This window comes from Streptomyces sp. B1I3, assembly GCF_030816615.1.
Lineage (GTDB): Bacteria > Actinomycetota > Actinomycetes > Streptomycetales > Streptomycetaceae > Streptomyces.
The window spans coordinates 5527204-5542320 of sequence record NZ_JAUSYD010000001.1 but is presented as its reverse complement, the minus strand read 5'-3'; the positions used below and the strand labels follow the sequence as shown (position 1 = coordinate 5542320).

The following is a 15117-nucleotide window of genomic DNA, read 5'->3' as shown; positions in this document are numbered from 1 at the left end:
TCCCCGGGGCCCGGACAGCACACCGTGCACCGCACAGCGGCTGTCCGGGCCCCTTGGCCCCCGCCCGCCGGCTCACGCTCCCCGAGGAGCGGCGGACGGCCTGCCCGGACAGCGAAAAGGCGCCCATCCATGAGCGAGCCGACCACCCGAGAACCCGTACGCGGCACCTCGCCCCATGCTTCCCGGCTTCCGCAGTCACTGACCAGCGACCCCGACCACCGCGTCACGGTGTCGATCATCAGCGGGCTGGCCGCCTGGCGGATGCTCGACCGCGACCACCCCCGGCTGCGGTTGTGGGCCGTGCCCGTCTTCTGCGCCGTCCTCGCACTGCCCTCCCTACTCAACCCGGCCAACCGCGCCCACCTGCCCAGCGAGATCGTCCTCACCCTCGCCTACACGGTTCCGCTGCTGTGGCGGGAACGACGGCCCGGCCTGGTGTTCGCGATCACCACGGCCGCCTCCGTCCTCGCGCTGCCGCTGAACGTCCTCAACGGCGCCGACGCGGCCCGGATCGTCGCGCTCTACAACGTCGGCCGCTACGGTAGCCACCGCCAGCTGGTCATCGCCTGCACGGTCACCGCCGCCCAGCTCGTTCTCTGGATCGCGGCATTCTGGGGAAGCGGCCAACTGCAACACGCCAAGCGCCCGGAAATCGTCACACTGCTGGCTATGCTCGCCGTGACCGCCTGCGCCGGACTGGCCCTCACCGGACGCCTGGCGAAGGCATACATCGTGGCATTGGAGACCGAGAGGGACCAGCAGACCCGCCTGGCCGCAGCCTCGGAACGCACTCGCGTCTCCCACGAGATGCACGACATCCTCGGCCACACCCTCGCCGTCATCATCGGGCTCGCCAACGGAGCTGCCGCCCTGGCCAGGTCCCGCTCGGAGAAATCCGCCGGCACCCTCGACCTCATCGGCGACAGCAGCCGCGAGGCCCTCGCGGAACTACGCCGCCTGCTCATCGTGGTCGACAACCCCGCGACACCGCGGGACACCACCCCGCTCGCACCGCAGCCGAACCTTGAGGACCTGCCCGCGCTGCTCCACCGCGTCCGCGCCGCCGGCCCCACCGCCGACCTGCACACCAACGGGGACCTGACACCGCTCAGTCCCGGCCTTCAGCTCACCGTTTACCGCATCGTGCAGGAAGCCCTCACCAACACCCTCAAACATGCCGCGGCCGACACCACCGTGTCCGTCGACCTGTACACAGATGAGGAATTGGTGCACATCACGGTGGAGGACACCGGCCCGACCCGTGCGGCGGACAGCGAACGGCACGGCAGGCACAGCGGGCAAGGCCTGGTCGGCATGCGCCACCGCGCCGCCCTCTACCAGGGCCGCATCAGCGCAGGCCCGACCCTCGCCGGCGGCTGGCGCGTCCACACCGTCCTGAGCACCTCCCACACCCTGCCCAGCGCCGCCACGGAGAAGCACCGCGTATGACCACCGTCCTCATCGTCGACGACCAGACCCTGCAACGACTGGGCTTTCGCATGCTCCTTGAAGCACAGCCGGATACCTCAGTCGTCGGCGAAGCCTCCCAGGGTCAGGAGGCTGTCCGCCTGACCGCGGAACTGCGTCCCGACGTCGTCCTGATGGACGTCCGGATGCCCGGCGTCAACGGCATCGAGGCCACCCGCCGCATCGTCGAGTCCGGCGGCCGCTCGCGGGTCCTGGTCCTAACCACCTTCGACCTCGACGAGTACGCCTACGAGGCCCTGCGAGCCGGAGCGGCCGGGTTCTTCCTCAAGGACGCACGCCCCGAGGAACTCGTCTTCGGCATCCGGGCCGTGGCGGCCGGCGACAGCGTCATCTCCCCGAACCTGACCCGCAGACTCATCGACGCCTTCACCACCTCGCACCCACAACGGACGTCCGGCGTTCCAGTCCTCAGCCCCGGACAGCGACGACACCTGGCTGCCCTAACCGAACGCGAACGTGAAGTTCTCGCCGCCGTCGCCACGGGATGGTCCAACACCGAGATAGCCGCCCACCTCCACCTGGCCGAGTCGACGGTCAAATCCCACGTCAGCCGCATCCTGGCAAAGATCGATGTTCGCGACCGCGTTCAGGCCGTCATCTTCGCCTACGACGTGGGCCTGGCCCGCCCTCAGTGAACCCGTGCGAGCAAGCAGATGGACCCCAGATGCCGCCGTCCGACCCGGCAGTCCCTCCGGCCGGCCGCCGCCGCCCCCGGACCAGCCGACCTCGACCGTTCGACAACTCTCCCGGAGCACCCCGCCGCCATGCACCGACACCTCGACGCCAGCACCCATGACGGGCGATCCGTCTCCAGTCCATTTCCACCGGCTGAGGCAGCGGCGTGAGCACCCTCGCGCAGGAAGCCACCGTCGCCGCAGTAAGCATCGTCGCCTCAGCCGCCGCACACCGCTACCTCTACCTAAGGCTCGTCAAGGACGTCACACCGTCCGCCCGGCTGCGCCGCGCGGGCGAGGCCACGGCGGTCGCCCTCACGGTCCTGGTCCCCCCCGGTGTCCTCGCCGCCCAGTACGCGAACCCCACACGCATCGCATGGCTGGCCTGGCCAGCCTTCGTGTGGGTCGCCCTGGCCGCCTACCTGCTGATGACGCTCGTCGCCCTGGAGATCCCTGCACGCCTCACGGCGCGTGCACTGCGGAGTCGAACCGGATCCGGCCCCATGATTCCCGCGCAGGTCCCTCGGGCTCCGGTCGTTCAGCAGAGCCACTCCGTCGCGGCTCCGGTCATGGGCGCCCCGAATCCCAGACCGGCCCAGGACGCACCGCGGATGGTGGACCGCCGCCTCGTCCTGGCCCGCTCGGTCGCGCTGCTCGCCACCGGTACCGCCGTAGCCACCACCGGCTACGGCTTTCACCGCGGCCTGGGAGCACCCGATGTGAAAGTCGTGCCGGTGGCCCTGCGCCGACTGCATCCCTCACTCGACGGCATGCGCATCACCATGGCCAGCGACCTCCACCTCGGGCCGTTCTTCGGTCGCGCCCACACCGCACGCATGGTCCGGATGATCAACGACACGTCGCCCGACATCGTCGCCATCGTGGGCGATCTCTCCGACGGCACCGCCGGCGACCTGGCCGCTCACGCCGCGCCGCTCACCCGGCTGTCCTCGACCCACGGCACCTTCTTCGTCACGGGCAACCACGACTACCGCCACGATGTCGATGCCTGGATCGCCACACTCGCCGACTTCCGCGTTACCACCCTGCGCAACACTCGAACACTGATCAAACATCGGGGCGGAGCCATCGACCTCGCAGGCGTCACCGACGTCACAGGCGAGCAGAACCACGACACACCCGACTACGACAGGGCCCTCGGCGACCGCGACGCCTCCCACCCCGTCGTCCTGCTCGCCCACCAACCCGTGCAGGTGCATGAAGCCGCCCGGCACAAAGTCGATCTCCAATTGTCCGGGCACACACACGGCGGAGCCTTCTTCCCCGGCAACCTGCTCGTGCCACTGACCCAACCCCTCACAGCGGGACTGGCCACCATCGACCACACACAGCTCTACGTCTCTCGCGGAGTCGGAGCATCCCTGCCACCCATCAGAGTCGGAGCACCACCCGACATCACAGTCATCGAATTGCGCAGGCAATAACGCACGCGTGGTGCCGGCGAGCAGGACCAGCACAGCCCGGCTGTTCCGGCCCGGCTTCCGCGCTGTCGGTGACGGCACCGACAGCGCGGAAGCCGAAGCACGCACCTTGAAGAGGCCGTAACCCACCCCCTGACACAGCGTGCTCCCGTGTCACATCGGCACCCATGGACTTCGTCTGAGAGGCACCGGACCAGCGCGAACGCCGATGACGCGTGCGCACCCCTGCTGGGAAGATCCCGTACCTGACCGTCCCCAGGTACGGCCTCCAAGTCGCGACGGTCTGACGGCCTCACCCTGCCGGGGCGCCCCGGCTTCTGCGTACACGGGCTACCCTGCGGGTGGTTCCGGAGCATCTGCGGCGATCAGCCGGCTGTTCTCGACCATCAGCCGCTGGTTGACGTTGCGGAGTGCCTGCATGGCGGCCTCTACCTGGCGGCCGGCTGCCAGTGCTGCGTCTCGTTGCTCGCGCAGTTCCTCCATCTCCGTGTCGCGCAAGGAGCGGGCGTCCAAGCCGTCGCGGAGGCGGGCGCCCAGGTTGTGGGCGCGTAGCGTACGCAGCTCGTTCTGAACTTCGTGAAGGGTTCGTTGCAGGGCGGCGTTCTGTTCCAGGAGCATGCGGTTCTCGACTTCGAGGACCCGCTGTCGGCACTGTTCGCTATCGGCACGGCGCCGTCGAATGGCGGCCGCCCTGCCGCCGTCGAGGGCTTCGGCCCGACGGACGGGGATCGGCGCCTGGCCTGGCTGCGAGCGCGGGGCGGCCGGGGGCGTCATCCCGTCGTCGATTCGGTCAGGATCGGATCGCCGGTGGGCTGGTCCAGACGCTGCCGTCCGGCCAGAACCGCCGCTACGGGGATGACCGTAAGGAACCGGTCCCTGGTGTAGAGCCAGGATTCCACCGTGGTTCGTTCCTCGGAGGTGAGGGTGCCGATGTCGGCTTCGCATTTGCCGACGAGTTCGTCGATCTGCTGGATCTCCTGGCGGAGCAGCTCCAGATTCGCCGTGCTCAAGGGGCCTGCGGTGAGCACGCTGCCGTAGGCGCTCTCCAGCGCAGCGAGCTGTCCGCCCTTCCGGCGCGTAGTTGGCGCACCTCGGGCAGGTGGGTGAAGTCGGTGGTGTAGAAGGTGCAGGAGAAGCAGCGGTTGTACACCGGGCAGCCGTGCCCGTCGGCGCGGACGTTGTTCATTTCGTGGCAGCGTCCTGCGGGGACGGGCACCGAGCCGACGCCCGCGCGGATCCGGTCGGCAAGTTCGTCGTGGGGGGTGCGGGCGCGGACCCCGGCCGCCGGTGAGGTCGAACTGGTACCTGGCGGCGATGGCACGCACCGCTTCCACCCGCCGGGGGTGCGAGGGCCGGTAGTAGACCTGCGTGGTGGAGGGGTCCTGGTAGGGCCATGAGGACTTGCAGGATGTCGAGCGGGACGCCGGCGTCAGCGCGGAGCTGGGCGTAGGTGTGCCGGAAGGCGTAGGGGAACACCCGTGCCGGGTCGAAGGGCTTCCCGTGCTCGTCGGCCACAGCGAACTGGTCGAGCCAGGTCCGAAGCCAGTATCCGATCGTGCTGCTGTCGTACGGCCGCTCGCCGAGCGCGTTGGCACGCGAGCGGCGAGGGGTGGGGAACAGCACCATGCGGGTGGAGCGGGGCCGGCCGTCTTCGTGGAACAGGTGCGGGGATTCACGCCGCAAGTGCTCCTGCTGGCGGGTGATGACCTCGGCGTCGCTGGGATGGAGCGGGAGTTTGTGCCGCCGGCGGACCTTCTGCATCCAGTACGCGAGGACGGGGTAGGACCGGCGGCGCACCGTCCCGTCCGGGTCCTCCATGTCGATGTCGTGCCACTCCAGACAGTCGAACTCCAAGTGGCGGAGCTCCCAGGGCCACCGGCCCACGCGCATGGCCAGTTCGACGCAGTTGCGGCAATTTCCGGGCGGCAGCAGGGTGAGATTGCGTTCGTCCATGAGCTGCAGGAAGACCTGTTCGGGCAAGGCGTCCTGAGAGCGGCCCTCCAGCTCGCTCGCCGTGTCGTCCCGTTCCGGGTACGGCGGCACGTCCATCTCCAGCAGATGGACGTCCGCAGCATGGTTGTCCGCGAGCCATGCCCGGCCGTGTTCGAGGATCTCACGCAGCATCTTCACCCGCTCGTAGTGGCGTACAGGCGTGACCAGTAGAGGCCCGGCGCCTCGACGGGACGGCAGAAGGCGCTCGGCGACGATCTGCCGTACCGGGTCGTCATCGTTGAGAAGCTGGTAGTCGCTGGTGTCGCGGGCTCGGTGCGTCAGCCAGCGTAGGTAGGCGAGCATGCCGTCCCGGCCGACGTCGCCCGGCCTTCGGCCCTCGCCGGGCAGGGTGCGAAGGAACATCGCGAACCACCGGGTCGTGTAGCCGACGGTCATCAACCGTGCCGAGGAGGCGCCGCCGGCGGCGAGGCGTAGTAGGTACTGCTGGGCGAGGTGCGTGACCCAGGGGGCGTGAACGTCCCGCAGATCGACGCTCCCGCCCTTGTAGCGAGGGTTGAGGATAGGCAGCCTGACCAGGGCCCGGGTGTGCTCCGTGGCCGGGTCGGCCTCCAGGAGCGGCAGGGTGTGCTGCCAGAGCCGCAGATACGTCGTCTTCGCGCCCTTGGGTGGCAGTTCCACGGCGGCCAGGTCTTCGACCGTGTGGTCGCACAGCCAGCGCACTGCCGACTTGACCTGTGCGGGGTTGATCCGGCCGCCCTGACGGAGCTGGGCCTTGTACCCGCGCAGCACCTGCACCACGACTGTCGGCTCAAGATCGGCGAGCGGGACCATGTCTACGGACGTGTAGATGGCGGCTGCTGCCAGCGCCCACGCCCCGCGGTCGGGTTTCGCCGCGTTGGACCACTGCCGCTGGTGTGGCAGGCACAGTCGGCTCCGCCGCACCACGGCCATGCGCGGGCAGACGCGGACCAGGCACTTCCCGAAGCCCGGTCGAGGGGCGCGGCCCCGGGCGAGGTACTCCTCGACGGTCAGCCGGAGCACACGGCGCTCAGAGGCGCAGCTCTTACACAGGCCGCTGACCTCCGCGGCACGGTCGCAGCCCACCCGGCACCGGTTCTCGGCGTAGGTGCGGCGGGCGAGCGGGACGGGCGTGCTCGCGCACCACCTGTCGATGTCGCCGGAGCCTCCGGCCTCCCGCCAGTCGGACGCGCAACGGTGGCACAGCCACGGCCAGCTCGTGGCCGCCCGGTGTGCCGGCAACGGCGCAACGAGTGCCAGTCGGCGCCCAGGGGGAAGCACAGCTGGAGCGGGGAGCGGTCGAGGCCGTGCCGGGCCAGGTAGTCCCAGTCCGGTTCGCACCCGGCCGCGGGGGCCGGAGCGGGCACAGGTGCATAAGTCGTCATGCTGGTCCGAAGATCTTGTCGTTCACGGCCTGGGCAACGTGCGCGACCCGGGCGTCGGAAGGGTTGCGGTACACGTTCTGGCTGGCCACGTCCCGGTGGCCGACCAGGCGCTGGAGGACGTCGCACGCGACGTCGAGGTCGGCTGCGGTCTCGCCGAAGGTATGCCGCAGCATGTGCGGATGAATGTGTCGAATACCGGCGTCCCGGGGCGAGATCCGACACGAGGTCCTGAACCCGTCGCGTGCCGAGGACCTGCCCGCCCGGCTCTCCCGTGGGACCCGGGAACGACACGAAGCCCCAAACGGCGTTGGCCGCCCCGGAGATGGTGAGACGTTCGCGCATCCAGTCCGCGTAAAGCATCACCACGGGTCCGGGCACAGGAACGATCACGGTGCCGCGGTTTTTGTTCGCCGCTCCGCGCGGGTGACCGTCACGTTTCTCCAGGTGCAGGTGGGGGCCCAGGCTGTAGGGACAGCCCAGGACGGTACTGCCGACCGGGACGGGATGAATGTCCTCGCGAAGCAGGCCGACGACCTGGCCGACGCGCAGCGCGCACGCGCCAAGCAGGGCGACCATGCAGCGGTCGCGGGCGGCCTTCGTAGCGAGCAGGAGTGCGGCGAACTCCTCGTGGCTGGCAGCCGGTGCCCTGCCGGAAGAGTGACTCGGCCGCGAATCAACGCGGATGCGGGGCTCCAGGACGAGCTTTCCTGTCGCCGGGTGCGGAGCGGTGACGAACAGAGCGTCGACCGCCTTCGCGCTGATCTTGCGAAGGTCAGCCAGGTGCAGGTAGAAGCCGTGGATTGCCGCCAGGGCGGGTGCGAGCGTGGAGTCCTGTGGGAGCCACCCCTGGCCGCGGCCGCTCGTCAGCCGGGGCGTGGTCCTTAACTTCATCAAGCAGTGCGAGAGTTCGGCGGCCGCGCGTTCCCACGACAGGTCGTGCTCGCCGCACCAGGTGTGGAAGCGCTTGAGGTGACCTGCGTAAGTCTTCGTGATCGATTCCGCGCGAGCCCGACCGAAGCGCAGATGGCAGAGGAAGCTGTCCACATCCTCGACGACCGTCAAGGTGGGCCCGGCAAGAACCGTCCAGTAGGCCAGCGTGTCAGTGACCTCGACCCGCAGGATCTCGGCGGTTGGCCTGTCCGCAGCGAACACGAACGGAATGTAGCAGCTCAATCACTCAAAGGAACAATTGATGTTGGGGCTGTGCGCGAGTGCATCAAAGATGCGGACAGACGATTCGCCTCACTGGATCGCCTGCCGTGAACGGTACGAGTCAGACGAAGCTCAGACACGATTCACAGAAGCCGAGCTCGACCTCGACCAACGCATAAGGGCACCCCGGCCAGAACTCCGCACGGCCGCACCGCGCCAGCCCTCTATGACCGCTCCTGTCACAAAACGGACACCACAGGACGAGCTTCGGTGCCGAACCTCACACTGTCGAAAATTTGGAGTCCCGGATTCACGGAATGTAGAAAGTGGTTCTAGGGAAGGATCAGAATGACTGAACAGCTGCAACGGGCTCGGGCGGGCAGCCACGCGCTGCGTCAACTCGTAGAAGAGCTGGCCGAGAGGCTGCAGCGTTCCGTAGTCCTTGATGACCCCCTCGTCAGGCTCATCCACGCAAGCAGGCACTTCGACGACGCGGATCCGGTACGCATCCGCAGCCTGCTGCAGGGCCTCGCGGACAGCGAGGCCATTCGGTACGTACTCGACCAGGGCGTTGCCCAGTGGGCCAAGCCGGGATATATAGAAGGCCGAGACGACCTGGGGCTGCTTCCGCGCTACTGTGTGCCGCTGCGAGAGCGCGGGCGCCTTCTGGGCCTGCTCATGGTCGTCTCCACCGGCAAGGACCTGACAGCGCACGAGACGGCCGCCATCGCCCAATCGGCCCAGGCCATCGCCGCTCAGATGTACGCGGAACATATGGCCGACCATGCCGAGGGGGGCGGCGTCCCTGATCTTCCCTGGGCCCTTCTCGACGCGAGCCCCACCGCGCGCCGTGTCGCCCAGCAGCAGATCCTGGACACCGGCGTGCTTCCGGACGCACGGCACGCCGTGGTCAGCGTCGTGCAGGTGATTCGTTCCCACGAGCCGCCCGGGCAGATCGAGACCGCGCTGCGTGCCGCGCTGGAGAGGTTCTGCCGCACTCGGTCGGCGCACGGCGCAGTCGCGTTCACCACCGACCGTGCAGTCCTGCTCCAGCTGAGCGAGCAGTCGCCGACGCCGCAAGAACTGAAGGAACAGTCCCGCCGGATCATCGAAGCCCTCGACACGTTCCTGGACTCCACCGCCGCCCCCGTGCTCGGCATCGGAGGGTGTCAGACCGGTGTGGCTGACGCGTGGGTCTCCTACGAACAGGCACTCGTGGCTGCCCGCGCGGCCCGACGGATGCCCCACTTCGAGCGCGTCGGCGAGTGGGAAGAACTGCGGGAGTTCGCGGTCCTTCTCCAGCTTCCGGATCACGCCCTGAACGCATCCCTGCTGCCCAAGCCGCTGCGCGCCCTCCTCTCGGCCGCAGGGGGGCAAGGGCCCCGCCTGGAGGAGACCCTTCGGTCCTTCCTGGAACACGCCGGCTCGGTCCCGAAGACCGCGGAAGCGCTGCAGATCCATCGCACCTCTTTGTACTACCGGTTGCGGCAGATCCAGGAGATCACCGCGCTGGACCTGGACAGCGGCGCGGACCGGTTGGTCCTGCACCTCGGCCTGCGTATCCGGGATCTGCTGCAACTGGACGGGTCGACCACCACCGTCTGAACGGGCCGACCGCCGTCCTCCTGACGAGCCCTTCGGCTCCGTCGCTACGAAGTGACGTGGTTCTCGTCGACCAATCCCTACGGAACGCGGTGGTGGCGACAAGTCTGATCGAACGACAATGAGTACAGGCGCGGCCGTCACGACGTCGGCCGGCCATCACGTGGATTGCCGACACAGCGGAGCAAGGTACGCCGTGAAGGCTTGGCAGGAGAATGAGGCAGGGCCATGGGCGAGCTGAAGACGAACGACCGCGTGCGGCTGACCTACCGGGACAGCGGGGGCGATGGCGTTCCCCTGGTCATGCTGCACGGCTGGGGGCAGACCCAGGAGATGTTCCGCCATCAGATGGATGGTCTCGCTCCTGCCCGCCGCGTCATCACACTGGACCTCAGGGGTCACGGGCTCTCAGAGAAACCGCGGCACGGCTATCGCATCGCACGGTTGTCCCGTGACGTCCTCGACCTCGTCGATCACCTGAATCTCGATCGTTTCGACGCACTCGGCTGGTCGATGGGCGCCTCGGTGTGGTGGAGCTTCATCGACCAGTACGGCACCAGCCGGATCCGCCGGTTCGTCGCCGTGGACCAGCCTGCGGCCGTGGCGGCCGTTCCCTGGCTGACCACCGAGGAGCAGCGGGACTCCGGAGCCATCTTCGACGTGGCCGGGCTGCTGGAACTCGGCGCCGCGCTGGCGGGCCCGGACGGCGAGCAAGTGCGTGAGGACTTCGTCCGCGGCATGTTCTCCGGTGCCCCCGACCGCGATCTCATCGCGTTCGTCGCCGAACAGATCAAGTCGACCCCGCCCCACGCCGGGGTGCCCCTGCTCTACGACCACTGCGCGCAGGACTGGCGCGACGTCCTTCCCCGAGTGGACGTGCCGACCTTGGTGATCGGCTGCGAGGGAAGCCATGTGAGCCCAGCCTCGCAGCAGTTCATCGCCGGCCGGATCCCAGGCGCGCGGCTCCACGTCTTCCCGTCCAACGTGGCGAACTCCCACTTCCCCTTCCTCGAAAACCCGCCTGCCTTCAACGCGGTAGTCGAGACCTTCCTCTCCGAAGTGGCGGACGCGGCCCCTTCCGCCGCGGACGCGTAAATCCCGGACGATACGCGGGCACTTCACATCCCTTTGACGAACGACGGCACGACTGGAGCTCATGGTGACCAGGTCGGTCATTTCACGCATGCCAAAAAACGCAGAATATACTTCCCAGATATCCCAGAAGGCTAATTTCGGACACTGCAGAACACTTCCCTGGGCCTCGCGGAAGGGAGATGACGCATCCTTGTACCTGGGACTCGAACGTCCCTCACCGGAGACGCTTCCGAGTCGGAGAGCCCAGCCCTCATCGGCGGCCGGTGACCTCGTCCTCCTCGACGCCCTGCGCCCCGAGCACCTCGCATGCGGCGATGAATTCGTGTTCTTCCGCGTCCCCTGCTCCTATCTGGGGATCACGCAGGACGAGGTGCTGCACCTGACGGGCCTCCGGGTCAGCGGAGCCGACGGCGTCGCGGCACTGGTGTCGAAGGTCCTGACCGTGCTGATCGACGAGGACGGGCTGTGGAACTCGATGAACGGCAAACGGCTCGCCCTCAACGCCGTGGACCTCATCGCTCTGCTCGTTGCCGAACTCCTCGCTCCCTACCGGTCCAAGTCCACCGAAAGCGGCAGCGAGATGTTGGCCCGCATACGGTCGTACATCGAAGAGAACCTGATGGACCCGGACCTGTCGCCGGAGTCGATTGCGCGCGCCCACCACATATCCGTCCGCTACCTGCACAAGCTGTTCCAGGGTGACGGTACGACGGTGAGTACGCATGTACGGCAGCGCAGGCTCGCCGCCTGTCGCCTCGACCTCGGCCGGCTGCCGAACCGCAGGCGCTCCGTGGCTGCGGTCGCGCAGAGCTGGGGCTTCCCCAGCCCCTCCCACTTCAGCCGTCTCTTCCGCCAGGCCTATGGCGAGTCGCCGAGCGAATGGCAGATCTCGGCTTCTGGACAGGCGCGAAATGTCTGACACGTGCGGCCGGCACCGCCGACGGGCCACTTAAGTGCGCTACGAGCGCCAGCATCGGCGCGCGCACATCATCTGTGGGAGCCACGGCGTCGTAACGTGGCACCCGGGGCCGTGAGAAGCGCCGTCGCGCGCGGTTGCCGTCCGCTTCCAAGGAATCATCCACGATGTCGTGATGCTGGATGCGAGACCCATGCCGCCCGAGCGGCCATCGGCCAGACCCCTCACCGCCCTGCACACCGCACCGGTCGCGGTGTGAGAAGAAAGAGTCCCCACATGTCCCCTACTCCTCCCACAGTCGTCCTCGTGCACGGTGCCTTCACCGACGCGGCGGGCTGGCTCGGCGTCATCGATGAACTCCAGCGCGACGACGTCGCGGTTCTCGCAGTGGCCAATCCACTGCGCGGCCTGACCTGCGACGCCGCCTACCTGGCTTCCGTGGTCTCCCAGATCGACGGTCCGGTCGTCCTGGTCGGCCACTCCTACGGCGGTGCACTAATCACTGTGGCGGGCACTGCGGACAACGTGGTCGGACTCGTCTACATCGCCGCCTACGCACTCGAAGAAGGCGAGAGCCTCAGTCAGTTGCAGGACCGCTTTCCCGCTCCTCGGCTCGCTCGCAGTCTGAAGCAGTGGACCTACCCGGCTGACGGAGGGAAGATGGCCACCGAGGTCAGCATTGCTCCGGAGGCATTCCCCTCAGTCTTCGCTGCCGACGTCTCCCCGTCCCTCGTCAGGGTGCTTGCAGCTTCCCAACGTCCGCTGGCTTCGGCGGCGTTCACCGAGGAGGCCTCTGCAGCGGCCTGGCGGACAAAGCCTTGCTGGGCCCTCGTGGCCGACGCGGATCAGGCGATCAACCCCGATGTGGAGCGCTTCGGTGCCAGACGGGCCGGTGCGACGACCATCGAACTGGAAGGCGCCTCCCACGCGGTCACCGTCTCCCGGCCGTCGGCGGTGGCGGACCTGATCCGCGACGCCGTCCGCGCAACCAGTTGACGTCCTGCGCTGGGTGAAGCAAAAGACGAGACAAGTATCAGACGCACTTCAGGAGTTCGCTGCAGGTCTTGCCCGATGGATGGCGTACCACCGTTCGTCTGGCACGGTCCCTCCGGAGATCGCCGAGTAGGCCGGGCACCACAGCGACGGCTTTCTTCCACCACTTTCAGGTCGGCCGACCGCACCAAGCTCCTCGCCGAACTCAGCCGTTCCGTTATGCCGCCTCGGTCTCCGCATACCCGAACAGACCCTCGGCGGGGACCACCTCACCCCGCACCGGCCCGATCGCGGGCCCCCGGCCCACTTGCGTGCCAGGGCAACGCCGGCCCGCCGGCACCACCCGACAATGTGGGCGCGCACAGGCCATCACCGGGACGCGGACAGACAAACATGCCGCTCGACGGCCCCATAGGTTGCTCACGTGTCGGTGATTTCCCGCTCGGCAAGGCTCCCAATGTGGCGTCCTTCGGGAGCCCTTCGGCCGAGTCCACGGCCGTCCCGTTAGTGCACACGCACACCAACCGACCCCGAGGCCGGCCTGCGGCATCTCACGGCAAAGGGGCCACCACGGCAGCCCCGATGCCTCCGACACAGACCATGCGACAGCAACCATTCCACTGATGAGGGAGTTTCACCATGCCCAGTTCCGACAAGCCGACCGTCGTCCTCGTGCACGGCGCCTTCGCTGACGCCTCCAGCTACGCCCAGGTCATCCCCCGGCTGGTCGCCCGCGGCCTGGACGTGGTCGCACCGGCCGTGCCCAACCGCAGCCTGATAGGGGACGCCGCCTACGTCGCCGCCATTGTCCGGCAAATACCCGGCCCGGTCGTCCTGGTGGGCCACTCCTACGGTGGCGCGGTCATCACCGTCGCCGGCACCGAGGACAACGTCAAGGCGCTGGTATATCTGGCCGGTTACGCCTTGGAGAAGGGCGAGAGCCTCGGCGAACTGCAGGGCCGCTTCCCGGACAGCGACCTCGCCGCCGCACTCGTCTATACCCCCTTCCCGATCGAGGGCTCGGCCGCGCCCGGCACCGATGTGTCGGTCCAGACAGACAAGTTCCCGGCCATCTTCGCCGCCGACGTCGACCCGCAGCTCGCCGCCGTACTCGCCGTATCCCAGCGCCCGCTGGCCGCTCAGGCCTTCGCGGAAGCGGCCCCGGCCGCAGCCTGGAAGACCAAGCCCTCATGGGGCCTGGTCGCCTCGTCCGACCACACCATCAACCCCGACGTGGAGCGCTACGGCTACCAGCGAGCCGGCATGACCACCGTCGAGGTCGACTCCTCTCACCTGGTGATGCTCGCCCACCCCGGGCGCGTCGTCGATCTGATCGAGGAAGCCGTACAGGCCACCTCCGACTGACCCACGCGCACCTCCTCACGCCGGCCGCCGGCCGCCGAACCACGTCTGCCTCCCGCCCTTCCCAGAGAGCGAACGATGAACTCACCGATCTCACGCCGCACCGTCGCCGTGTCCCTCCTGGCCGGCGCAGCTGCCCTGGGGACCGGCCGCGCCGCGCAGGCCGCGCAGACGGCGGCGGCCGTACGGCACGGGCACCGTGCCGCACCCACCATCGTCCTGATCCACGGCGCGTTCGCCGACGCCTCCAGTTGGAGCTCGGTCGTCGAACGCCTGCAGCGACAGGGCCACCGTGTACTCGCACCGGCCCTGCCACTGCGTGGGCTGGCAAGCGACTCCTCCTACATTCGCGGCGTTCTGAACAGCGTCACCGGACCGGTCGTGCTGGTGGGGCACTCCTACGGCGGAGCGGTCATCAGCCAGGCCGCGGCCGACACCCCGCAGGTCAAGGCACTGGTCTACGTAGCCGCCTTCGTTCCCGACATCGGGGAGAGCGCGCTCCAGCTCACCGACAAGTTCCCCGGCAGCACCCTGGGACAGGCCACCACCAGCCAGTACTACCCGCTGCCCAACGGCGGGCAGGGGGAGGAACTGGTCATCAAGAAGGATCTGTTCCACAAGCAGTTCGCGGCCGGAGTCCCTCGACCGACCGCCCAGGTCATGGCCGCAGGACAGCGTCCGATCACCCTGGCGGCGCTCCTGGAGCCCGCTACCGCGGCCGCGTGGAAGTGGATCCCCAGCTGGTACCTCGTGGCCACCGAGGACCGCAACATCCCGCCGGCCGCCGAGCACTGGATGGCCGAGCGCGCCCGCGCCCGCACGGTCATTGTCCGTGCCCCGCACGCAGCCGCCGTAAGCGATCCCGGCCCGGTCACCGGCCTGATCCTGCGGGCGGTCCGTTCGGTCCGCTCGGACCACTGACCAGACGCGTTCCTCGCCCGCATCAGCGACATCCCACAAGAGGACATGGCGCCGGGACCGTGGCCGTCCGGTCGCGGTCCCCCACCTCCTCATGACCGGCCCAACCCAGCGAAGCA

General features: G+C 68.4%; 14 protein-coding genes and 1 pseudogene. 10 read left to right on the top strand and 5 right to left on the bottom strand.

The window, feature by feature from the left end; translation table 11 throughout:
* Positions 1-129 precede the first annotated feature (129 nt).
* From QFZ58_RS25195 to QFZ58_RS25185, 3 genes are all read left to right on the top strand, one after another.
* Complete coding sequence (locus QFZ58_RS25195; RefSeq protein WP_307127166.1) at positions 130-1449, top strand: sensor histidine kinase; 1320 nt, start codon at positions 130-132, stop codon at positions 1447-1449.
* Positions 1446-2123, top strand: coding sequence for a response regulator transcription factor (locus tag QFZ58_RS25190; protein ID WP_307127165.1), 678 nt, complete (start codon positions 1446-1448; stop codon positions 2121-2123). The genes QFZ58_RS25195 and QFZ58_RS25190 overlap by 4 nt, the downstream gene beginning before the upstream one ends.
* 206 nt (positions 2124-2329) lie before the next feature.
* The gene (locus QFZ58_RS25185; protein ID WP_307127164.1) at positions 2330-3607 is read left to right on the top strand and encodes a metallophosphoesterase; all 1278 of its coding nucleotides are present in this window, start codon (positions 2330-2332) and stop codon (positions 3605-3607) included.
* 327 nt (positions 3608-3934) lie between these two features.
* Here the strand turns inward: QFZ58_RS25185 and QFZ58_RS25180 are convergent, their stop codons facing one another.
* The 5 genes and pseudogenes from QFZ58_RS25180 to QFZ58_RS25160 all read right to left on the bottom strand — a co-directional run.
* A complete protein-coding gene (locus tag QFZ58_RS25180) occupies positions 3935-4378 on the bottom strand; it encodes a hypothetical protein (protein ID WP_307127163.1) in 444 nt (147 codons plus the stop codon).
* Complete coding sequence (locus tag QFZ58_RS25175) at positions 4375-4614, bottom strand: hypothetical protein (protein ID WP_307127162.1); 240 nt, start codon at positions 4612-4614, stop codon at positions 4375-4377. Before QFZ58_RS25175 ends, QFZ58_RS25180 begins: the two co-directional genes overlap by 4 nt.
* Entirely contained in the window at positions 4611-4790 is a 180-nt protein-coding gene (locus QFZ58_RS25170; RefSeq protein ID WP_307127161.1) for a hypothetical protein, read from the bottom strand. The genes QFZ58_RS25175 and QFZ58_RS25170 overlap by 4 nt, the downstream gene beginning before the upstream one ends.
* A complete protein-coding gene (locus tag QFZ58_RS25165) occupies positions 4787-6598 on the bottom strand; it encodes a hypothetical protein (protein WP_307127160.1) in 1812 nt (603 codons plus the stop codon). Before QFZ58_RS25165 ends, QFZ58_RS25170 begins: the two co-directional genes overlap by 4 nt.
* A 358-nt stretch (positions 6599-6956) precedes the next feature.
* Positions 6957-7193: pseudogene (locus QFZ58_RS25160) on the bottom strand (tyrosine-type recombinase/integrase); the annotation flags it as partial.
* A gap of 664 nt (positions 7194-7857) precedes the next feature.
* Here QFZ58_RS25160 and QFZ58_RS25155 point away from each other — a divergent pair.
* From QFZ58_RS25155 to QFZ58_RS25125, 7 genes are all read left to right on the top strand, one after another.
* Positions 7858-8223: a hypothetical protein gene (locus QFZ58_RS25155; RefSeq protein WP_307127158.1), complete on the top strand. Its 366-nt coding sequence runs from the start codon at positions 7858-7860 to the stop codon at positions 8221-8223.
* A gap of 237 nt (positions 8224-8460) precedes the next feature.
* Complete coding sequence (locus QFZ58_RS25150) at positions 8461-9717, top strand: CdaR family transcriptional regulator (RefSeq protein ID WP_307127157.1); 1257 nt, start codon at positions 8461-8463, stop codon at positions 9715-9717.
* A gap of 225 nt (positions 9718-9942) precedes the next feature.
* Entirely contained in the window at positions 9943-10809 is an 867-nt protein-coding gene (locus tag QFZ58_RS25145; protein WP_307127156.1) for an alpha/beta fold hydrolase, read from the top strand.
* Between the two features lie 190 nt (positions 10810-10999).
* On the top strand, positions 11000-11728 hold the full coding sequence (locus QFZ58_RS25140) for a helix-turn-helix domain-containing protein (protein ID WP_307127155.1): 729 nt from the start codon (positions 11000-11002) through the stop codon (positions 11726-11728).
* A gap of 273 nt (positions 11729-12001) precedes the next feature.
* Positions 12002-12721, top strand: a complete 720-nt coding sequence (locus QFZ58_RS25135; protein WP_307127154.1) for an alpha/beta fold hydrolase — start codon at positions 12002-12004, stop codon at positions 12719-12721.
* A 636-nt stretch (positions 12722-13357) separates the two neighbouring features.
* Positions 13358-14083 (top strand): alpha/beta fold hydrolase, encoded by a 726-nt coding sequence (locus QFZ58_RS25130; protein WP_307127153.1) that lies wholly within the window; start codon positions 13358-13360, stop codon positions 14081-14083.
* A 75-nt stretch (positions 14084-14158) separates the two neighbouring features.
* Entirely contained in the window at positions 14159-15001 is an 843-nt protein-coding gene (locus tag QFZ58_RS25125) for an alpha/beta fold hydrolase (protein ID WP_307127152.1), read from the top strand.
* The last annotated feature ends 116 nt before the right edge of the window (positions 15002-15117 follow it).